Annotated in this window: 24 protein-coding genes and 1 tRNA gene; 11 read left to right on the top strand and 14 right to left on the bottom strand. The window is 72.9% G+C overall.

All coding sequences use genetic code 11. The annotated features are described in order from the left end of the window. Positions 1 to 18: 18 nt before the first annotated feature. From HZF07_RS18975 to HZF07_RS18960, 4 genes are read left to right on the top strand one after another with little or no spacing between them, the layout of a single operon-like run. Positions 19 to 612 (top strand): 5-formyltetrahydrofolate cyclo-ligase, encoded by a 594-nt coding sequence (locus HZF07_RS18975; RefSeq protein WP_181645383.1) that lies wholly within the window; start codon positions 19 to 21, stop codon positions 610 to 612. 41 nt (positions 613 to 653) lie between these two features. Then, complete coding sequence (locus tag HZF07_RS18970; protein ID WP_181645382.1) at positions 654 to 962, top strand: FmdB family zinc ribbon protein; 309 nt, start codon at positions 654 to 656, stop codon at positions 960 to 962. A gap of 51 nt (positions 963 to 1,013) precedes the next feature. Continuing rightward, the gene (locus HZF07_RS18965) at positions 1,014 to 1,634 is read left to right on the top strand and encodes an SAF domain-containing protein (RefSeq protein WP_157343807.1); all 621 of its coding nucleotides are present in this window, start codon (positions 1,014 to 1,016) and stop codon (positions 1,632 to 1,634) included. A gap of 9 nt (positions 1,635 to 1,643) precedes the next feature. Continuing rightward, on the top strand, positions 1,644 to 2,018 hold the full coding sequence (locus HZF07_RS18960; protein ID WP_157343805.1) for an MscL family protein: 375 nt from the start codon (positions 1,644 to 1,646) through the stop codon (positions 2,016 to 2,018). A 137-nt stretch (positions 2,019 to 2,155) separates the two neighbouring features. Here HZF07_RS18960 and HZF07_RS18955 read toward each other — a convergent pair whose 3' ends face one another. Together HZF07_RS18955 and HZF07_RS18950 are read right to left on the bottom strand one after the other, a co-directional pair. Beyond that, positions 2,156 to 2,329, bottom strand: coding sequence for a hypothetical protein (locus HZF07_RS18955; RefSeq protein WP_181645381.1), 174 nt, complete (start codon positions 2,327 to 2,329; stop codon positions 2,156 to 2,158). A gap of 10 nt (positions 2,330 to 2,339) precedes the next feature. Then, positions 2,340 to 3,632, bottom strand: a complete 1,293-nt coding sequence (locus tag HZF07_RS18950; protein WP_157343803.1) for an LCP family protein — start codon at positions 3,630 to 3,632, stop codon at positions 2,340 to 2,342. 197 nt (positions 3,633 to 3,829) lie between these two features. Here HZF07_RS18950 and HZF07_RS18945 point away from each other — a divergent pair. After that, positions 3,830 to 3,902: transfer RNA gene (locus tag HZF07_RS18945), tRNA-Arg, on the top strand. 3 nt (positions 3,903 to 3,905) lie between these two features. Here HZF07_RS18945 and lhgO read toward each other — a convergent pair. From lhgO to HZF07_RS18930, 3 genes are all read right to left on the bottom strand, one after another. Next, on the bottom strand, positions 3,906 to 5,093 hold the full coding sequence (gene lhgO, locus HZF07_RS18940) for an L-2-hydroxyglutarate oxidase (protein WP_157343801.1): 1,188 nt from the start codon (positions 5,091 to 5,093) through the stop codon (positions 3,906 to 3,908). 50 nt (positions 5,094 to 5,143) lie between these two features. Further along, positions 5,144 to 5,536 carry an aromatic ring-opening dioxygenase LigA gene (locus HZF07_RS18935; protein WP_198346429.1) on the bottom strand — a complete coding sequence of 131 codons (393 nt, stop codon included), beginning with the start codon at positions 5,534 to 5,536 and terminating at the stop codon, positions 5,144 to 5,146. 95 nt (positions 5,537 to 5,631) lie between these two features. After that, positions 5,632 to 6,807 carry a saccharopine dehydrogenase family protein gene (locus HZF07_RS18930; protein ID WP_157343798.1) on the bottom strand — a complete coding sequence of 392 codons (1,176 nt, stop codon included), beginning with the start codon at positions 6,805 to 6,807 and terminating at the stop codon, positions 5,632 to 5,634. A gap of 55 nt (positions 6,808 to 6,862) precedes the next feature. Here HZF07_RS18930 and HZF07_RS18925 point away from each other — a divergent pair, with 55 nt between their 5' ends. Both HZF07_RS18925 and HZF07_RS18920 read left to right on the top strand, forming a co-directional pair. Beyond that, the gene (locus HZF07_RS18925; RefSeq protein WP_157343796.1) at positions 6,863 to 7,132 is read left to right on the top strand and encodes a DUF2277 domain-containing protein; all 270 of its coding nucleotides are present in this window, start codon (positions 6,863 to 6,865) and stop codon (positions 7,130 to 7,132) included. Continuing rightward, on the top strand, positions 7,129 to 7,950 hold the full coding sequence (locus tag HZF07_RS18920) for a Sir2 family NAD-dependent protein deacetylase (RefSeq protein ID WP_181645380.1): 822 nt from the start codon (positions 7,129 to 7,131) through the stop codon (positions 7,948 to 7,950). Before HZF07_RS18925 ends, HZF07_RS18920 begins: the two co-directional genes overlap by 4 nt. Before the next feature lie 6 nt (positions 7,951 to 7,956). Here the strand turns inward: HZF07_RS18920 and HZF07_RS18915 are convergent, their stop codons facing one another. Both HZF07_RS18915 and HZF07_RS18910 read right to left on the bottom strand, forming a co-directional pair. Continuing rightward, entirely contained in the window at positions 7,957 to 8,280 is a 324-nt protein-coding gene (locus HZF07_RS18915) for a hypothetical protein (protein WP_157343794.1), read from the bottom strand. 179 nt (positions 8,281 to 8,459) lie between these two features. After that, entirely contained in the window at positions 8,460 to 9,146 is a 687-nt protein-coding gene (locus tag HZF07_RS18910) for a metal-dependent transcriptional regulator (protein ID WP_181645379.1), read from the bottom strand. Between the two features lie 47 nt (positions 9,147 to 9,193). Between HZF07_RS18910 and HZF07_RS18905 the strand changes: the two genes are divergently transcribed. From HZF07_RS18905 to HZF07_RS18890, 4 genes are all read left to right on the top strand, one after another. Then, positions 9,194 to 10,522 carry a cryptochrome/photolyase family protein gene (locus HZF07_RS18905; protein ID WP_157343790.1) on the top strand — a complete coding sequence of 443 codons (1,329 nt, stop codon included), beginning with the start codon at positions 9,194 to 9,196 and terminating at the stop codon, positions 10,520 to 10,522. 69 nt (positions 10,523 to 10,591) lie between these two features. Continuing rightward, positions 10,592 to 11,566, top strand: coding sequence for a hypothetical protein (locus tag HZF07_RS18900; protein ID WP_157343789.1), 975 nt, complete (start codon positions 10,592 to 10,594; stop codon positions 11,564 to 11,566). Positions 11,567 to 11,593: 27 nt separating this feature from the next. Next, on the top strand, positions 11,594 to 12,301 hold the full coding sequence (locus HZF07_RS18895; protein WP_198346428.1) for a hypothetical protein: 708 nt from the start codon (positions 11,594 to 11,596) through the stop codon (positions 12,299 to 12,301). A gap of 37 nt (positions 12,302 to 12,338) precedes the next feature. Then, positions 12,339 to 13,919, top strand: a complete 1,581-nt coding sequence (locus HZF07_RS18890; protein WP_232523074.1) for a glycoside hydrolase family 13 protein — start codon at positions 12,339 to 12,341, stop codon at positions 13,917 to 13,919. Here the strand turns inward: HZF07_RS18890 and HZF07_RS18885 are convergent. The 7 genes from HZF07_RS18885 to HZF07_RS18855 all read right to left on the bottom strand — a co-directional run bounded on the left by HZF07_RS18885 (position 13,916) and on the right by HZF07_RS18855 (position 19,676). Continuing rightward, on the bottom strand, positions 13,916 to 14,377 hold the full coding sequence (locus HZF07_RS18885; protein ID WP_157343785.1) for a MarR family winged helix-turn-helix transcriptional regulator: 462 nt from the start codon (positions 14,375 to 14,377) through the stop codon (positions 13,916 to 13,918). The genes HZF07_RS18890 and HZF07_RS18885 overlap by 4 nt on opposite strands. After that, entirely contained in the window at positions 14,374 to 16,014 is a 1,641-nt protein-coding gene (locus HZF07_RS18880; protein WP_309504848.1) for an MDR family MFS transporter, read from the bottom strand. Before HZF07_RS18880 ends, HZF07_RS18885 begins: the two co-directional genes overlap by 4 nt. Positions 16,015 to 16,134: 120 nt before the next feature. After that, positions 16,135 to 16,371: a carbon storage regulator CsrA gene (csrA, locus tag HZF07_RS18875; RefSeq protein ID WP_157343784.1), complete on the bottom strand. Its 237-nt coding sequence runs from the start codon at positions 16,369 to 16,371 to the stop codon at positions 16,135 to 16,137. 72 nt (positions 16,372 to 16,443) lie between these two features. Next, complete coding sequence (gene fliW / locus HZF07_RS18870; protein ID WP_309504847.1) at positions 16,444 to 16,845, bottom strand: flagellar assembly protein FliW; 402 nt, start codon at positions 16,843 to 16,845, stop codon at positions 16,444 to 16,446. Positions 16,846 to 16,901: 56 nt separating this feature from the next. Then, a complete protein-coding gene (locus tag HZF07_RS18865) occupies positions 16,902 to 17,801 on the bottom strand; it encodes a flagellin N-terminal helical domain-containing protein (protein ID WP_157343782.1) in 900 nt (299 codons plus the stop codon). Beyond that, on the bottom strand, positions 17,798 to 19,198 hold the full coding sequence (flgK, locus tag HZF07_RS18860) for a flagellar hook-associated protein FlgK (RefSeq protein WP_157343779.1): 1,401 nt from the start codon (positions 19,196 to 19,198) through the stop codon (positions 17,798 to 17,800). Before flgK ends, HZF07_RS18865 begins: the two co-directional genes overlap by 4 nt. Before the next feature lies 1 nt (position 19,199). Next, a complete protein-coding gene (locus HZF07_RS18855) occupies positions 19,200 to 19,676 on the bottom strand; it encodes a flagellar protein FlgN (RefSeq protein WP_181645378.1) in 477 nt (158 codons plus the stop codon). Positions 19,677 to 19,813 lie beyond the last annotated feature (137 nt).

Genomic DNA, 19,813 nt, shown 5'->3' with positions numbered 1-19,813 from the left:
CGATCGTAGGGTTCCCCTGTGGCAGAGACACAACCACCCGCCAAGCTAGCCGCCCGCGACCAGCTTCTCGCGGCCCGCCGGCGCCGACCGCTGGTCGAGGTCGTCGAGGCCGCGCGGGCGATCGCGGAGCACCTCCTGGCCGCTCCCGAGGTACGCCGGGCGGCGACCGTCGCGGCGTACGTCTCGCTCGCGGGCGAGCCCGGCACCGGCCCGCTGCTCGACGCCCTGCGTGACCGCGGCACGCGGGTGGTGCTCCCGGTCCTGCAGCCCGACCACGACCTGGACTGGGCGGTCTACGACGGCCCCGACTCGCTCGTCGGCGGCCGGTGGGGACTCCTCGAGCCGCGTGGCCCCCGCCTCGGCGTGGACGCGATTAGCACCGCCGACGTCGTGCTGGTGCCCGGCCTCGCGGTCGACCCGGCCGGGGTGCGGCTCGGCCGCGGCGGCGGGTCCTACGACCGGGCGCTGGCCCGGGTACCCGTGGGGACGTTCACCTGCGTGCTGCTCTACGACGGCGAGGTCGGGATCCCCGTGCCGGTCGAGCCGCACGACCGCACGGTGACGCACGCGGCAACGCCGTCGGCTCTCGTCCCGCTCGGTCGTCGGCTATGATTGGCACTCGTCAGGGTCGAGTGCCAGCGAGGGAACTACCAGTGCCGACTTACCAGTACGCCTGCACCGAGTGCGACCACGCCTTCGAGCAGGTCCAGAGCTTCAGCGACGACGCGCTGACCGACTGCCCCCAGTGCGAGGGCCGGCTGCGCAAGCTCTTCAACGCCGTGGGCGTCGTGTTCAAGGGCTCGGGCTTCTACCGCACCGACTCCCGCTCCGGCTCCTCCGCCACCGACGGCGGCTCGTCGAGCCCCAGCACGAAGACCGAGACCAAGACCGAGTCGAAGCCCGCCGTCGCGGCGGCGTCGTCGTCCTCCTCGTCTTCGTCGTCTTCGTCGTCCTCGGACTGACCCTGTGGAGGGCGGGCACACCGCCCGTTGAACTCTCCTAGCGTCGCGGGCATGCACCGCATCGCCGCACTGCTCCGTCCGCTGCGCCGCGCCGTCCTCGCGCGCCGGCGCCCCCTCGCGGCGGTGCTCGCCGCGATCGCCGTCGCGGCCGGCCTGCACGCCGCCCGCGCCGAGCCGCCCGGTCGGGTCCCGGTGCTCGTCGCCGCGCACGACCTGCCTGCGGGCCGGGTGCTGGCCGCGGACGACGTACGCCGCACCGGCTTCGCCCCCGGTTCGGTCCCGTCCGGGTTGGCCAGGGACCCCGTCGGCCGCACGCTCGCTGCGCCGCTGCGGTCGGGGGAAGCGGTCACCGACGTCCGGGTCGTCGGGCCGGCGCTCACCGACGGCTACCCGGGCCTGGTGGCCGTGCCTGTGCGGCTCCCCGACGCCGGCATGGCCGGCCTGCTCGAGGTCGGGGACCACATCGACCTGGTGGCCGCGGACCCGCAGCACCCCACCGCCGCCGTCGTCGCGAGCGACCTGCCGGTGCTCGCGCTGCCGGACACCCCGCCGGAGACCGGCGCGACCGCCCTCACGGGCCGGTTGGTCGTCGTCGGCGCCGCGCCGAGCGAGGTGACCCGGATCGCGGACGCCGCGGTGCGCTCCTTCCTCACGATCGCGTTCGCCGACTAGCGTCACGGCATGACCGGATTCAAGGCATTCATCCTCCGCGGCAACCTGGTCGAGCTCGCGGTCGCCTTCATCATGGCCACCGCCTTCGCGGCGGTCGTCACGGCGACCGTGGGCTTGATCATGGACCTGATCGGCAAGGTCGGCGGCGTCCCGGACTTCTCCGACTACCTCTGGCACGGCATCTCGATCGGCGCCTGGCTCACGGCCGTGATCTCGTTCGTGATCATGGCCGCGGTCGTCTACTTCTTCATCGTGCTCCCCTACACGGAGGCGAAGGAGCGGTTCTTCCCGACCCAGGACGAGAAGGGCACGCCGGAGGACATCGCGCTGCTCACCGAGATCCGCGACCTGCTCGCCGCGCAGCAGGGCCGGCCGACGCCGTAGGTCGTCCCTCTCCACGCACGACCCAGGCGTTCCTGTCACTTCTCAGGCGTTGCAACGGCCGAGAAGTGACGGGATCACCGGTGCACCGGTGATCCCGACACGTCAGCGAGCCCGCGACAGGGACGCGGAGCGGGGCCTCAGGAGCCGTGGTGCGGGGGCACCTGCTCCCGCAGCCACCGGTCCGACTGTGACTCGGCGGAGGGAGCGGCGTCGTCGCGCTCGTCCCGGGTGGTCTCCGGGAGGGCGTCGCCGAACACCTCGGCCAGCCGCTTGCGCCGCTGCCAGTCGGTCTCGCCCGGACGCTCGCTCATCACTGCAGCGTCACACGCAGAGGCCGGCGTTCGCCAGCGCTTGCTCGTCCTCGGGCGTCGTGCTCGGCGTGCTGGTCGACGGCGTCTGGGACGGCGTCTGGGTCGGCGTCGGCGCCTCGGACGGGGTCTCGGACGGGGTCTCGGACGGGGTCGCGCTGGGGGTCGCGGACGGCGCCGGCTCCTCGGTCTTGCCGGGGATGTTGCCGGCGCTGATCACACCCGAGCTCAGCCGCTTGGTCAGCGGCTGGTCCTGGCGCAGCCGGTCCCAGACCTGGTCGGCCTCCGGCTGCTTCCAGGCGAGCCGGTTGGGGTCGCTGGGCGCGGTCATGATCGGGATGGTGATGAACTGGATGTTGTCGAGGCCGATGCCCTTGACCTGGCCGCCGAGGCCGGCGATCTTCACGAGGTTCTTGAGGCCGGGGTCGACGGTCAGCGACTTCGTCGCCGAGTCGAGGAAGCGGATCAGCCGGTCGGGCCGGGCGAGCGTGCCGGCCGTGACGACCTGGTGGGCCATCGAGGCGATGAACGCCTGCTGCCGCTTCATCCGGCCGACGTCGGAGCCGTCGCCCACGACGTACCGCTCACGCACGTAGTTGAGCGCGGTGGCGCCCTTGAGCTTGCGGGTGCCGGCCGGGATGTGGATGCCGTGCGACGGGTCGTCGATGTCCTCGGGGATGCACATCTCGACGCCGCCGATCGCGTCCACCATGCCGCGGAAGCCCTCGAAGTCGACCACCACGAAGTGGTCGAGGCGGATGTCGGTGAGCTGCTCGAACTGCTGGATCGTGCACGCCGGGCCGCCGAGGGCGAACGCCTCGTTCCACATCACCTGGGAGCCGCCCGGGATCGGGTCGCCGTCCTCGGAGGTGCACTCGGGGCGGTCGACGAGCAGGTCGCGCGGGATGCTCACGCCGTAGGCGCGCTCCCGGTCGGCCGAGAGGTGCAGCAGCATCGTGGTGTCCGACCGCTCCCCGCCGCCGGTGAGGCCGTCGATGTTGTTGCCCGCGCCGTCGCGCGAGTCCGAGCCCATCACCAGGATGTTGAGCGGGCCCTTCGGCCCCTCCACGAGCTTGCTGGGACGGTTGGAGAGCTGGTCGGTCGGGTCGAGCACCTCGAGGTTGCCGTTGAGGTGGCGGTAGAGGTAGACGACGCTGAGGCCGGTCGCGATCGCGAGCACGACGAGCGTGGCGAGCAGGACCTTGCCGACCGTGTGCCGGCGCTTGGGCTTCGCCCGCCGCTTCGGTCCCCCCGGGGTCGGGTCGCCGGACTCGGACGGGGTACCGTCGAGTGCGGCGTCAGACATGGATCACAGACCTCGTTCAGGTGACTGGGGGCAAACGGCCACGGGCGAGAGTACGGGCCGATTCTGAATTGTCCCTGTGACGCACCGGTCGGACCAAAACCGCGCCCTCCGGCCGCCGGACGTCATGCGCCCCGAGCAGGCGGACACACCGCCCGTATGTCGTCCCGGGGCGCAGCCGGGATAGCATCCGACCCGCCGCCCCAGTAGCTCAGTGGATAGAGCAGCCGCCTCCTAAGCGAAAGGTCGCCAGTTCGACTCTGGCCTGGGGCACCGCTACCAGACCCGGTCCACCACGTGCTCCGCGATCGCCATGCTCGAGGTCGCCGCCGGCGAGGGCGCGTTGCGGACGCTGGTGATGCCGTCCTCGTGGTGGATGACGAAGTCGTCGACGAGCGTGCCGTCCCGCTCGACCGCCTGGGCGCGCAGGCCGAGGCGCGCGCGGCGTACGTCGGCGGGGCCGATGTCGGGCACGTAGCGCTGCGCCACCCGGAGGTAGGAGCGGGTCGAGAGGACGCCGCGCAGCTCGTCGATCCCGGTGCGCCAGTGCCGGCCGGCGAACCGCCAGAACCCGGGCCAGCCCAGCGTGCTCGCGACGTCGCGGGCACCGACCGAGCCGCGTCCGTAGCGGCGCCGGCTCAGGGCGAGGAACGCGTTGGGCCCCACCTCGAGCCCGCCGTCGACGAGGCGGGTGAAGTGCACGCCGAGGAAGGGGTAGCGCGGGTCGGGCACCGGGTAGACCATCCCGCGCACGTGCTCCTGCTTCGCGGGGGCGACCCGGAGGTACTCCCCGCGGAACGGCACGATCCGCGGCGCCGCCGGGCCGCCGACGAGCTGGCCGAGCCGGTCGGACTCCAGCCCACCGCAGACCACCAGCCGGTCCACGGTGTGCGCCTCGTCGCCGGCGACGACGTCGATCCGCCCGGCCCGACGGCGTACGCCGGTCACCTCGGCCGACAGCAGCACCCGGCCGCCTGCGGCCTCCACCTCGGCGCCGAACGAGCGGGCGATCGCGGGGAAGTCGGTGATCGCCGTGTGCGGCGAGTGCAGGGCGGCCAGTCCGGTCGCGTGCGGCTCGACCTCGGCGATCTGGCGGCCGTCGAGGCGGCGCAGGCCCGGCACGCCGTTGGCGCGAGCGGTCCGCTCGAGGGCGTCGAACCGGCCCAGCTCGTCGCGGTCGACCGCGACGACGAGCTTGCCGCACTCGTCGTAGGCCAGCCCGTGCTCCGCGCAGTAGTCGCGCACCAGCGCTCGACCGCGGGCGCAGAGCTCGGCCTTCAGGCTGCCCGGCTTGTAGTAGAGGCCGGCGTGGACGACGCCGGAGTTGTGGCCGGTCTGGTGCGCGGCCAGCCGGTCCTCGCGCTCGAGCACGACCACCTGGGTCCCCGGACGGCGGCGCAGCACCTCGCGCGCCACGGCGAGCCCGACGATGCCCCCACCCACGACGCCGACGACCTCAGACATGGCGCGATCCTCCCGCACGTTTCAGCCTCTGCGGGAGGAACGCGGGAAACTTACACCGGCTTGGCGACCTTGATCAGGGCCCAGCCGAGCAGCATGAGGATGACGCCCATCACCGCGACGAACGCGGCGACGCCGAAGGCGACGACTGACGTGAAGAGGCTGGCCTGGAGGAACGACGCGTTCATGACGGTCGCCCGGTTGGGGTCGTCCTGCGGCAGCTCGGCGTAGGTCTTGCCGCCGGCGATCTCGGTGGCGTGCTGGTTGATGATGTCCGCCTGGGCGTACGCCGTGAACGGGCCCTTGACGTCCTTGCCGGCGAACCGGTCGGCGTCGTCGGAGACCGTGATCTTCTGGTCGGCGAGCGTCTGGGAGACGATCGTGTAGGTGACGACTCCCGCGACGAGGAAGATCACGCCGAGCACGGCGATGATGATCCCGATCACGCGAACGCTCTTGTTTCCCGTCCTCGCGGTCGTGACGGGGCTTGCACTGGCCTCGCTCATGGATCCCAGACAAGCACGGCGGGGTGAGGGTCGCGTCACCCGATTCGGGCGAGCGGCCCGGAGAGGACCTCGAACCCGATCCCGGCCGCCTGGAGCCGCGCGAGCAGCGCCGTCCCCATGGCCTGCGCGGTCGTGACCTGGCCGGCCGTCGGCGGGTTGTCGTCGAGCAGCAGGCACAGGGCCGACTCGGCGAGCATCTTGGCGGTCTCGTCGTAGCCGGGGTCGCCGCCGGAGACGCGGGTGTGCACGGTGCGCCCGTCGCCCTCGGCGACCACGTCGACGGTGAACCACGACCGCGCGCGGCGCGCCTCGCTCGGGCCGTCACCAGGTCGGATCCGGCCGAGCGCGAGGCGCCGCAGGGGCGGGACCTGGGCGGCCAGCACCATGGCCCCCGCCGCGGCGGCGCCGCCCGCGGCGTACCGCAGCGTCTTGGTGCCGGCGTAGTGGGAGTAGCGGAAGTCCGGTCCGTACGACGCGAGCGCGGCCCCGCTGCGGGCGACCACGATCGGGTCGATCGTCGGCAGCGGCATCAGCCAGTAGCCGAGCAGCGGGTCGCGGTGCGGCTTCCCGGGGACCGCCCGGGCCCGGCGACCCTCGGGGCGAGGCTCGACCCGCCGGCGCTCGGCACTGACGGACTTGTGCTGTCGGGCACGCGAGAAGGCGGTCATCGCCGAGTGGAACGTCCCGCCCGAGAACTGCGCGCCGGCCCGCACCACGCCGCGCACGGTCACCGGGCCGCCCGCCTGCAGCTCCTGCACCGCGTGCAGCACACCGAGGTCGTACGGCACGGAGTCGAAGCCGCAGGCGTGCACGATCCGCGCGCCGCTGCGCTCCGCCGCGGCGTGGTGGGCGAGGTACATCCGGTCCACGAACTCGGGCTCGCCGGTCAGGTCGACGTAGTCCGTGCCGGCCTCGGCGCACGCGGCGACCAGCGGCTCGCCGTAGTCGATGTAGGGGCCGACCGTGGTGATGACGAGCCGGGTGCGGCGCGCCACGTCGGCCAGCGAGGCCGGGTCGGTGGCGTCGGCGGTCAGCAGCGGCACGTCGACGCCGAGCCGCTCGCGCAGCGCCTCGAGCTTGGCCTGGCTGCGACCGGCCAGCGCCCAGCGCAGGCCGGCCGGGGCGTGCCGGGCGAGGTAGTCGGCGGTCAGCGCGCCGGTGAAGCCGGTCGCGCCGAAGAGGACCAGGTCGAGCTCGCGTGCGGCAGCCATGGCCCCACCCTGCCAGGCCGTCCCACGCGGCCGCGGGTCGACGTACGCTCGGAGCATGTGCCGCAACATCCGACCGCTCAACAACTTCGAGCCCCCGGCCACGCGCGACGAGGTGACCTCCGCCGCGCTCCAGTACGTGCGCAAGGTCAGCGGCACCACGAAGCCGTCGCAGGCCAACCAGGCCGCCTTCGACCAGGCGGTCGCCGAGATCGCGCACATCACCCAGCACCTGCTCGAGGACCTCGTGACCACCGCGCCGCCGAAGAACCGCGAGGTCGAGGCGGCCAAGGCGCGGGCCCGGGCGGAGCTCAGGTACGCCCGGTGACGCTGGCGCCGCCCAGCGGGGGGTACGTCGAGGCCCTGACGCTGCTGCGGGACCGGCCGCTCGTGGTGCTCACCGGGGCCGGGCTGTCCACCGACTCCGGCATCCCCGACTACCGCGGCCCCAGCGCTCCGGCCCGGACGCCGATGACCTACCAGGAGTTCGTGTCCGGCCCGGCGGCGCAGCAGCGCTACTGGGCCCGCAGCCACCTGGGCTGGGGCCGGATGGGCGGCGCGGAGCCCAACGACGGCCACCGCGCGGTCGCCCGGCTGGGCGCCGACCTGGTCATCACCCAGAACGTCGACGGCCTCCACGAGCGGGCCGGCACCCCGCGCCTGGTGGCGCTGCACGGCCGGATCGCCGAGGTCGTCTGCCTCGGCTGCCGCGAGACGTCCGACCGGGCGGCGCTGCAGGAGCGGCTCGCCGAGCTGAACCCCGGGTACGCCGAGCGGCACGCCGCGGCGCCGGTGCGCCCCGACGGCGACGTCGAGCTCGAGGACACCGCGGAGTTCGTCGTCCCCGACTGCGCGGGGTGCGGCGGGGTGCTGAAGCCGGACGTCGTCTTCTTCGGCGAGAACGTCCCGGCGGAGCGGGTCGCCCGCTGCTATGCCGCGGTGGAGGCGCTCACCGAGCGGGACGGCGCGCTGCTGGTGGCCGGCTCCAGCCTGACGGTGATGTCGGGCCTGCGGTTCGTGCGCCGGGCGGCGCGGGCGGGGACGCCGGTGGTGATCGTCAACCGGGGCAGCACCCGCGGCGACGAGCTCGCGTCGTACCGCGTGCACGCCGGCTGCAGCGAGTTCCTGACCGCGCTGGCGGGTTGAGGACGCTCAGGAGGCGTGGTTGCGCAGCTCGCCGAGCAGGTCGACCAGCTCGTGCAGCGAGAGGTCGTGCACCTCGGCGTCGAGGCCGTTGACCCGCTCCAGCGCGAGGTTCTCGGGCAGCCGCGGGCCGACGTCGAAGGTGTAGATCGTGTCCTCGAGCTCGAACTCGATCGTCCGCACCTGCGCCGCGTAGTGGTCGGCGTCGGCGGTGCGGAGCACGACCTGCTCCCGCGGCTCGAGGCCGCGGCTCAGCTGCGTGAGCGAGTGCCCGACGACGAGCACGCGATCGCCGCGCACCTCGACCGACGCATCGAGCTCGATGATCTCCATGATGACCTTCCCCCGCTGCCGTTCTCAGAATGGCAGCCCCCCAAAGGCGCAGTGAACCCACGACGCCGTGCGCGACTCTACCCAGAAGGGTGAGGGATCAAACGCGAAGGCGGACAAGGATCGTCCAAAAAAAGTGACAAGAAAGTCACAAGTCGTGCGTCGGCGTACGTCGCAGCGCGTCAGAGGCGCCGCACGAAGATGTGGTCGGCGGCCTCGGGGGCGATCTCGGCCGTCTCCCCGCCCGACCCGACCAGCACGCCGGCCTCGGTGAGCAGCACGGTCACCGTCTTGTCCGGGAGCGCGCCGACGCGGCGCATCGCGCTCATCAGCAGCTCGTCCTTCTGCATCTCCTCCGAGATGCGGCGCACCAGGACCCGCCCCTCCCCCGGCCCGGCGGCCTGCGACAGCGGCTCCAGGCCCTCCATGAAGCTCTCCGGCGCGTCGTGCTCGCCGAGCTCGTCGAGACCCGGGATGGGGTTGCCGTAGGGCGACTCGGTCGGGTGGTCGAGCAGCTTGAGCAGCCGCCGCTCGACGGTCTCCGACATGACGTGCTCCCAGCGGCATGCCTCCTCGTGCACGAGCTCCCACTCGAGGCCGATGACGTCGGTGAGCAGCCGCTCCGCGAGGCGGTGCTTGCGCATCACCCGGGTCGCCAGCCGCAGGCCCTCGTCGGTCAGCTCCAGGTGACGGTCGCCCTCCACCGTGAGCAGGCCGTCGCGCTCCATGCGGGCGACCGTCTGGGACACCGTGGGACCGCTCTGGTGCAGCCGCTCGGCGATCCGCGCCCGCAGCGGGACGATGCCCTCCTCCACCAGCTCGTAGATGGTCCGGAGGTACATCTCGGTGGTGTCGATGAGGTCGCTCACGCGCACATTGTGTCTCATCGCACCATGCACCTGGCAGGCTGGCGGAGATGCCTCCCTCCGTCGCCTGGTTCCGCCGTGACCTGCGCCTCTCGGACAACCCCGCCCTGCTCGCGGCGGCCGCCGACGGGCCGGTGCTGCCGCTGTTCGTGCTCGACCCGGCCCTGTGGCGCCCGGCCGGGCCGGCCCGGCGCTGCTACCTCACCGCTTCGCTCCGCTCCCTCGACGCCGCCGTGGGCGGCCTGACCCTGCTCGAGGGCGATCCGGTGCGCAGGGTCGTGGAGGCCGCGCGCGCCGTCGGCGCCGAGCGCGTGCACGTCGCCGCGGACTTCGGGCCGCACGGCGCCCGGCGCGACGCCGCGGTCGAGCGGGCGCTCGGCGAGGCCGGCATCGCGCTGGTGCGCACCGGCTCGCCGTACGCCGTCGCGCCCGGCCGGCTGCGCACCGGCGGGGGCACGGCGTACCAGGTCTTCACCCCCTACCACCGCGCCTGGGCCGACCACGGCTGGCGCGCGCCGGCGGGCGACCCGGCCGACGTCGAGTGGCTGCGGCCCGACCGGTCCGCGGCGCTCCCCGACGTCGAGCCACCCGCCGGGATGACGCTCCCCGAGGCCGGCGAGGAGGCGGCGCACGCGCGGTGGCAGGAGTTCCTCGACCGGGTGGCCGACTACGACGACGAGCGGGACCGGCCCGACCTCGACACCACCTCACGCATGTCGGTGCACCTGAAATGGGGCGAGATCCACCCGCGCACGATGCTGGCCGACCTGGCCCCGCTGCGTAGCGCCGGGGCAGCCGCCTACCGCCGCGAGCTCGCGTGGCGCGACTTCTTCGCCGACGTCCTGCACGCCCGGCCGGAGACCGCGCGCGCCTACCTCAGGCCCGCCTTCGCCGGGATGCGGTACGACGAGCCGGGCGCGGCGTACGACGCGTGGCGGGCGGGCCGCACCGGCTTCCCGGTCGTCGACGCGGGGATGCGGCAGCTGCGGGCGACCGGCTGGATGCACAACCGGGTGCGGATGGTGGTGGCGAGCTTCCTGGTCAAGGACCTGCACGTCGAGTGGCAGCACGGCGCCCGGCACTTCCTGCACTGGCTGGTCGACGGCGACCTCGCGTCCAACCAGCAGAACTGGCAGTGGGCGGCGGGGAGTGGCGCCGAAGCCGCGCCGTACTTCCGGGTCTTCAACCCGACCTCCCAGGGTCGCAAGTTCGATCCCGACGGCACGTACGTGCGGCGCTGGGTGCCGGAGCTCGCGGAGGTGACCGACCCGCACGACCCGAGCCCCGACGACCGGGAGCGGTCCGGCTACCCGGCGCCGGTCGTCGACCACGCCGCGGAGCGGCGCGAGGCGCTCGCCCGGTGGGAGGAGATCCGCTGACTTTGGTCGCCCCCGGTCCGCTACCCAGGTCGCTTCCGGCCCGGCGCGACGCTCCCTAGCGTCGGCGGGGTGCGCACCGCCTGGCTGCCGGCCCTCGGCCTCCTCGTGCTGGCGCCGGTGTGCGCGGAGTACCTCTGGGGCTACGACGACAGCACCGGCCACCCCGGCACGCTGGTCGGCAACCTGCTCGTCTTCTCCCCGTTGTACGGCGCGCCGGCGCTGCTGATCCGCGAGGCGGCCCGGCGGCACGGCCTCGGCTGGCCGGGGATCCTGCTGATGGCGGCGGCCTTCGGCGTCGTGCAGGCGGGGATCGTCGACCAGTCGATGTGGAGCACCGACTACCGCGACATCCCATACTGGGACGACATGTCCGAGCCGACCTACCTCGCGCCGATCGGGCTGAGCGCCTACCTCGCGCTGACGTTCGTCGGCGGCCACGTGATCCTGAGCGTCGGCGCGCCGATCGCCCTGGTCGAGACGCTGACGCCGCGGCACCGGCGCGAGCCGTGGCTCGGGCCGGTGGCGCTGTGGGTGCTCGCGCTGCTCTACGCGGCGGCGTCGGCGCTGGTGCTGGTGGACGCCCACGACACCGGCGAGGCGACCGCGACCTGGGGACAGCTGCTCGCCTCGGCCCTGGCGGCCGTCGGACTGGTGGTGGCGGCGTTCCGGGTCGGCTCGCGGCCGGCGCCGATCGTGCCCGGCCGGGTGCCGCGCCCGTTGCTGGTCCTCGCCCTGGCAGTCGTGGCGATGACCGGCTGGGTCGCGCTCCCCCCGACCCCGGCCGGCACCGTGCTCGTCGCGCTGCTCGCCGTCGGGGTCGTCCTCGTGGTGCGCCGCTGGTCGCGGCGCGGCGACTGGGGCCAGCGGCACGTGCTGGCGCTCGCGGGCGGCGCCGTGGTCGCTGCCGGCGGCTGGGCCTTCCTGACCACGCCGATCGGCGAGGTGAGCAGCCAGGAGAAGTACGGCCACAACGTCGCGCTGCTGCTCCTCGTCGCCGGGCTCAGCCTCTGGGGCGCGCGGCGGGCCCGCGCCGGGTGGACCTGAGCGCGCCCGACGTGCGAGCGTCGGGCCGTGCCCCTGCCTGACCTGACCGTCCCCCGCCGCTTCTGCGGCCCTCCCTCGTCGGGCAACGGCGGCTGGAGCGCCGGCGCGCTCGCGGCGTACGTCGACGGCCCGGCCGTCGCGGTCTCCCTGCTGGCGCCGCCGCCGCTCGACGCCCCGATGACCGTGGGCGCGGAGGGCGACGGCGTGGTCGCGAGCCAGGACGGCCGGCCGGTGCTGAGGGCCGAGCCCTTCCCCGGCGACCTCGCCGTGGTCGCGTGGGTGCCCGTGGAGGAGGCCCGCGGCGCGCAGGCGTCCTACGCCGGCCTCGAGTCGCACCCGTTCCCCACCTGCTTCTCGTGCGGCACCGGCCGCGACGACGGGCTGCGGATCTTCCCGGGCCGGGTGGCCGACCAGGAGGGTGGCGCGCGGGTGGCGGCGACGTGGACGCCGGACGCGTCGGTGGCCGAGACGCTGGCCGCGACCACCTGGGCGGCGCTGGACTGTGTCGGCGGCTGGGCCGGCGACCTCGAGGAGCGGCTGATGGTCCTCGCCCGGATGACGGCGCGGGTCGACCTCCTCCCCGAGGTGGGGGCCGAGCACGTGGTCGTCGGGCTCGGGCGGCGTACGGAGGGGCGCAAGACGTTCACCGCCTCGGCTCTCTACGATGCCGACGGCCGCCTGCTCGGGAGCGCGGAGCACCTCTGGATCGCGGTCGATCCCGCGGCCTTCAGCTGAGCCCTTTAAGATGGAAAGCATGGGTTTGAACGATCAAATGTCCCCCCAGGAGTGGTGGCGCCACGCCGTGACCTACCAGGTCTACCCTCGCAGCTTCGCCGACGGGAACGGCGACGGCGTCGGGGACCTGCCCGGCATCACCTCGCGGCTCCCCTACCTCGCCGACCTCGGCGTCGACGCGATCTGGATCTCGCCGTTCTACACCTCGCCGCAGGCCGACCACGGCTACGACGTCGCCGACTACTGCGACATCGACCCCCTCTTCGGCTCGCTCGACGACGCCGACGCGCTCATCGCGCGGGCGCACGAGCTGGGCCTCAAGGTGATCGTCGACCTGGTGCCCAACCACACCTCGAGCGAGCACGAGTGGTTCCAGGCGGCGCTGGCCGCCGGCCCGGGCAGCCCGGAGCGGGACCGCTACATCTTCCGCGACGCCAAGCCCGACGGGTCGCTGCCCAACAACTGGATGTCGGTGTTCGGCGGCCCCGCGTGGACGCAGGCGCCCGACGGGCAGTACTACCTGCACCTGTTCGACAGCAGCCAGCCCGACCTCAACTGGCGCAACCCCGAGGTCGGCGACATGTTCGTCGAGGTGCTGCGCTTCTGGCTCGACCGCGGGGTCGACGGGTTCCGCGTCGACGTCGCGCACGGCCTCTTCAAGGAGGAGAGCCTGCGCGACCAGGTGGTCGAGGCGGGCAAGACCGCGAGCAGCGACGCGCGCGACGCCGCCGACGTCCCGATGGTCGAGCGCACCGTGCGCGACGAGCCGATGTGGGACCAGCCGGAGGTCCACGACGTCTACCGCCGCTGGCACGAGGTGCTCGCCAAGTACGACGGCGACCGGATGTTCGTCGCCGAGGCGTGGACCCAGACCCCGGAGTCGATGGCCGCCTACATCCGCCCCGGCGAGTTCAGCCAGGCCTTCAACTTCGCCTGGCTGCTCGCCGGGTGGTCGGCGGAGGAGTTCGCCGCGGTCATCACCGGCACCATGGACGCGGTCGGCCTGGTCGGCGGCTCGCCCACCTGGGTGCTCAGCAACCACGACGTCGTCCGGCACGTGACGCGCTATGGCGGCGGCGCCGTGGGCCTGGCCCGCGCCAAGGCAGCGACGCTCACGATGCTGGCGCTGCCGGGCTCGGCGTACCTCTACCAGGGCGAGGAGCTCGGGCTGCCGGAGGTCGACGTCGCCGACGAGGACCGCCAGGACCCGTTCTTCATCCGCACCGGCGAGGGCGGCCGCGACGGCTGCCGGGTGCCGATCCCGTGGAGCGGCACGGCCGCGCCGTACGGCTTCGGACCGGGCACCGGGCAGCCGTGGCTGCCGCAGCCCGCCGACTGGGCGCCGATCACGGTCGAGGCCGAGACCGGCGACGACTCCTCGACGCTGGAGTTCTACCGGGCGGCGCTCGCCGTACGCCGTACGTTCGCGGCGACCGCGGGTGACGACGTCGAGGTCCTCGACCTCGGGGCCGACGTCGTGGCCTTCCGGCGTGGACCGGTGACCGCGGTGCTCAACTGCGGCGCGACGCCGGTGCCCCTCCCCGAGGGCAGGGTGCTCATCGCCAGCGGTCCGGTCGACGGCACGCTGCCGGCCGACACCGCGGTCTGGCTGGGCTAGGCGTCGAGCGCGGCGTTGTAGCGGCCGAGCAGCCGGACGAAGTCGGCGACCTCGGCGTCCGGGAGGTCGCCGAGCTTGCCGTCGAGCCAGAGCCGGCTCGCGTGGCTGACCTCGACGAGCCGCGCCTTGGCCTCGTCGTTGGCGGAGAGCAGCGTGGCGCGGCCGTCGTCGGGGTCGGGGGTGCGGTCGAGCAGGCCGAGCTCCAGCAGGTGCTGGACCTGACGGCTGATCGCACCCTTGTCGATGCCGAGGGACTCCGCGACCGCCGAGGCCCGCACCGGGCCGTGCTTGTCCACCCACGTGAGCAGCAGGTAGGTCGAGGTCTGCAGGTCCGGGTGGACCGCCCGCGCACGCTCGCCGAGCACGCGCCGGAGCCGCCGCACCATCACGCCCACCTCGCGCTCGAGGTCGACCAGCAGCTCGGCCCGGTCGACGCGCGCCGCGGAGGCCGCCGTCATCGCTTGCTCTCCTCCACGAGACCATGGTGCAGCTCAGCGGCCACCTCAGGCGAGGCCTCGGCGTTCGGCTCGAGGTTCGAGGTGCGCAGCGGCACCTCCTTGATCAGCGCGACGCAGACCAGCGCGAGCATCGCGAACGGCGCCGCGACGAGGAAGATGTGGCCGAAGGACTCGCCGAAGGCGTGCTGGAAGACCGCCTGGACCGGCCCCGGCAGCGTCGCCAGGTCCGGGACCGAGTGGCTCTCGTGGCTGGTGGTCGCGATGCCGAGGCCGTGCAGGCCGTCGGTCACCTTGACCGCCACCTGGTGGCTGAGCAGGGCGCCCAGCGCCGAGATGCCGATCGAGCCGCCCATCGTGCGGAAGAACGCGACCACGGAGCTCGCCGCGCCCATGTCGGACATCGTCACGTTGTTCTGCACCGCGAGCACCAGGTTCTGCATGGTGGCGCCCAGGCCGAGACCGAGGACCAGCATGAAGGCACCGACCTGCACCAGCGGGGTCTTCTCGTCGATGGTGCCGAGCAGCAGCAGGCCGACGACCACGAAGGCCATGCCGCCGACCAGCCAGCGCTTCCACAGGCCGGTGCGGGTGATGATCCGCCCCGAGGTCAGGCTCGAGACGAAGAGGCCGCCGACCATGGCGATCGACATCAGGCCGGCCTCGGTCGGGCTCATCCCGCGAGCGACCTGGAAGTACTGGCTGAGGTAGACCGTGGAGCCGAACATCGCGACACCGATCAGCACGGAGGCGATCGTCGCGAGCGTGACGGTGCGGTCGCGGAAGAGGCGGAGCGGGATGATCGGGTCCGCGGCGACCCGCGCCTCGACGTACACGGCGGCCGCCAGGACCAGCAGCCCGCCGATCACCAGCGCGGCGCTGGTGGCCGAGCCCCACGCGAACTGGTTGCCGGCGAGGCTGACCCAGATCAGCAGGATCGAGACGCCGGCGACGATCAGGGTCGCGCCGAGGTAGTCGATGCGCACCGGGCGCTTGACGACCGGCAGGTGCAGGGTCTTCTGGAGGACGAAGAAGGCAGCGACCGCGAACGGCAGGCCCACGAAGAAGCAGCCCCGCCAGCCGAGTGCGGAGTCCACGATCAGCCCGCCGATGAGCGGGCCGCTGACCGTGGCGAGCGCGAAGACCGCGCCGAGGTAGCCCGAGTAGCGGCCGCGCTCGCGCGGAGAGACCATCGTCGCGAGGATCACCTGGACGAGCGCGGTCAGGCCGCCGACGCCGAGGCCCTGCACGACGCGGGCGCCGATCAGCACCTCCATCGACGGCGCGATCGAGGCGACCAGCGAGCCGACGATGTAGATGACCAGCGCCAGCTGCACCAGCAGCTTCTTGTTGACCAGGTCGGCGAGCTTGCCCCAGATCGGGGTGGTCGCGGTCATCGCGAGCATCGTCGCGACGACGACCCAGGTGTAGCCGGTCTGGCTGCCGTGCAGGTCGGAGACGATCCGGGGCAGCGCGTTGGAGACCACGGTGCTCGACAGCATCGCGACGAACATCGCGAGGAGCAGCCCGCTCAGGGCCTCCATGACCTGCCGATGGGTCATCGGGAAGTCGTCCTGGTCGGAGCCCGGCGCGGCCGGACTCGTGGCGGTCACGGGGGGTTCGGCGTCGACGCTGCTCACGGAGGCTCGATTCATGTCCACTAGAAGGTTGCAGTTGGCAACTATATTCCGATAGTTGTCGGCAGCAACCAAAATGTGACCGGCCGAACGTCGGAGACCGCCCGAGGTCGCTGGGGAGGCTCAGTCGCCGTCGGTCTTGAGAGCCTGGGAGAGCTGGGCGACGAGGTCGTCGCTCGGGGACGCCGCCTGGCGGTTGGACTCCTCGAGCTGGGCGAGCAGCTCGGCCCGGTGCACCTTGAGCGACCGGGGCGCGTCGATGCCGATCCGCACCACGTCGCCGCGGACCTCGAGGACCGTGACGGTGATGTCTTCGCCCAGAACGATGCTCTCGCCCGCCCGACGACTGAGAACCAGCATGTGTCCACCGTAGCCGGAGACGCCGGATCTGCCTCGATCAGCGACCGAGTTGCGCCGCGACGGAGGTGCGGATCACCCCAGGAGGCGCGCCGCCACCGGGAGACCGGGCTCGTCCAGGATCACCTGGCCGGCCCGCCGCGAACCGGGGTTGACCAGGATCGGGGCGGCCAGGTTGGCAGTGGTCTCGGCGAGCGAGCTGCCGGTGTTGAGCACGACCAGGATCAGCACGTCGGAGGCGTCCTCGATGCCGAGGTCGGCGACGACGTCGTCGTCGACCTCGGGTGCGTAGTCCGGGAAGAAGCCGGCCGGCGGGACCACGAGGAAACGCAGTCCGCGCTCGTCCAGGGAGGTCAGGCTGCACAGGTCGCTGGTCGCGTCGAGCTGCACGAGCGCGAACCGGCGGTGCTCGGGGAACCCCGGCATGGGTCGAACCATCTCGATCACCGGGATCTCGATGGCGTTCGGCTCGGCCACGGCACCTCCGTCGACGCGTGCGGGAGCAGTCATCATGTCAAGAACCGGTGACGCCGTCATCGCAGGAAGTCCAGCAGGCTCGGCCGGACCACGCGGGCGGTCGCTCCGAGGGCCGCCTGGTAGGCGACCTCCTGGAGCTTGAGGTCGACGGTGGCCTTGGCGAGGTCGACGTTCTCGACCTCCGAGAGCCCGTTGCGCAGGGTCAGCTCGCCGTCGGCGGCGACCGTGCGGGCGTTCTCGACCCGGTTCGCCCGGGCGCCGACGTCGGCACGGACGTTGACGATCCGCTTGAAGTCGACGTCGAGCGCGGTCGCGGCGGCGTCGATCCCCGCCTGGTTCGCGGTCCGCAGCGCCGTCGAGAGCGCCGCGAGGTGGTCGAACATCGAGTCGGCAGCGGTGTCGTCACCGAACACGGCCGGCCCCTCGACGTCCACCCGCACCTTGGCACCCTCGGCGACGGTGCGCACCACGCCGGTGGGCGAGCTCTGGCCGACGAACGCGCCCGCGCCGTCGTACGCCGTCGTCCCGGCGGTCACCCCGCCGAAGACCGGCCGGTCGAGATAGGTCGTGTTCGCACCGGCGATCAGGCCCTGGCGGATCTGGTCGACCTCGACCGCCAGCGCCTCGCGGGACTCGGGGCTCATGATGCCGGAGTTGGCCGACATCGCGAGCTCGCGCGCCCGCCGGACCTGGTCGGTCATCGTCCCGAGCGTGGTGTCGATCTGGTCGAGCCAGCCCTGGGCGTCGCTGGCGTTGCGCAGGTGCTGCTGCTTGTCGGCCAGGTCGGCGCGGATCCGCATCGCGGTGGTCGCACCCGTCGGGTTGTCCGACGGGCGGTTGATCAACCGGCCGGTGGTCAGCTGCTCCTGCGACGTGGCGAGCCGGTTCATCGAGACCTGCAGCCCGGCGTAGGACTGCTTGCCCAGCATGTTCTGGGTCACGCGCACGAGCGTCATCGGCCGACCACCCCGGTGCGGTTGATCAGGGTGTCGAGGATCTCGTCGACGGTCGTCATCACGCGCGCGGCCGCTTCGTAGGACCGCTGCGCCATCACCATGTTGACGGTCTCCTCGTCGATGCTGACGCCCGCCAGCTGCTCGCGGGCGCCGTCGACCTGGGAGGTCATCGCCTGCTGGTTGAGCGACAGGCGCTCCGCCGACGCGACCGAGGTGCCGAACCGGTTGACCAGCTGCTGGTAGCCGTCCTCGATCTTGATGGCGTCGGCGATCTTGTCGCCGTTGCTCGCATCGAGGTTCGGCGCGCCGCCGATGCTGGAGGCCGCGACCAGGGCGGTGTCGGTGATCGCCACGGCCAGCGGAGAGCTGAGGTCGGCCGGGTCGTAGGTGAAGAAGTCACCACCGGCGGCGCCGGTCTTGTCGAAGCCGCCGCGGTGGGCGGTGTTGACCTGGGCCGCGAGGTCGGACATCAGCTGGTGGAGGTTGGTGCCGTACGCCGGCAGGTCGACGTCGATCAGGTGGATCGTCGCCCCGGCCTCGCCCGAGAGCGCGCCGGGCAGGACGGCGGAGGTGCCGTCCGGCGCGGTCGCGGTCAGCTGGACCGTGCCGACGCCCGCGGACCCGTCCGGGTTGACGCCTCCGGTCAACGAGATCCTGGAGGCACTGGAGCCGGTCACGAGGGTGACGCCGTTCAGCGTGACGTCCATGGTGCCGTCGGCGGCGATCCTGCCCTCTCCCCCGGTCAGCTGCGACAGGCGGAGCGTCAGCTGGTCGCGGGTGTCCTGGAGGGTGGCCAGGTCGCTGCCGCCGACGGTGGATGCCGAGATCACGTGGTTGGTCGACGCGAGCTGCTCAGCGACGTCGTTGATCTCCTGGACGGTGGCGACGAGCCGGGCGCGCTGGTCGCTGGTCTCGTCGACGATGTTGCGGTTCTGGAGGTTGAACGCGTCGGCCAGGATCGCGCCGGAGGAGAGCACCGCGCTGCGTGCCGCGTCGCTGCCGGGGGTGTTGACGAGGTCCTGCAGCGACGAGCGGAAGCCGCTGATCGCCGCGGCGACGCCGGAGTCGCCGGGCTCGGCGATGCCGGCCTCGACGCGGCCGAGCACGGTCGCCCGGAGGTCGAGGTAGGACTGGCGGGCGTGCTCGCGGCGGACGCGGGTGTCGAGGAGCGCGTCGGCGAACCGCTCGACGCCGCCCTGCTGGACGCCGCTGCCGATCTCGTTGGACCGGGCCCACACGGCCGGGGCGGCCGCGGCGCCGACGGTCTCACCGACGACCCGACGGCGGACGTAGCCGTCGGTGGAGGAGTTGGCGATGTTGGTGCTCGCGATGTCGAGTGCCGACTGCTGGTAGCGCAGCGCCGACAGCGCGGTGTTCAGCGAGGAGAAGCCAGCCATGTCAGAGACTCCAATCGACGACGGTGCTGCGGGACTGACCGCGGTCGACGGAGCCGGCGGCGGTGTAGGTCGACGCGCTGCGGTCGATCCCGAGCAGCGTGTCCTGCGTGGCCCGGAGGCCGGCGACGATGAGGGCGCGGTTCGACTGGGCGACGCGCGAGATCTCCTCGACGAGCGTCAGGAAGGTGTCGCGGTGCTCGGTGAGGATCCCGACCCAGGGCTCCTCGGCGACGGCGATCAGCTCGCCGAGACCGGCGTTGGGGGCCAGCCCCACGGCCTCGGCGGCCTCGTCGGCGGCGATCGCGCGGAGGATCTCGACCTCGCGCAGCGCCTCGACGGCGTCGTCGACGTCCCGGGCGGCGTTGGTCAGCCACCGGGTGCGTCCCGACGACATGACGAGCGCCTCGACATCGAGTCGGTAGAGGAGGGCCTCGAGGAGCTCGCGCTCGCGCCAGAGGACCCAGGTCAGCTTCTCCACGTCACTCCCAGGATCGGTTTCGGATGGTCCAGACCAGTGCCGCTCGGCGACACCCGGTCACGAGGACTCCATCGGGCCCGGCTGGGGTCTCCTTAGTAGAACCTCCGAGATTTCGCCGGTCCCGGCCGGCCGGATCG

Origin of the sequence: Nocardioides agri (genome assembly GCF_013778305.1) — a bacterium.
Taxonomy (GTDB): Bacteria; Actinomycetota; Actinomycetes; order Propionibacteriales; family Nocardioidaceae; genus Nocardioides; species Nocardioides agri.
The sequence above is the reverse complement of the archived record's forward strand: the minus strand, read 5'-3'. Positions and strand labels throughout refer to the sequence as shown.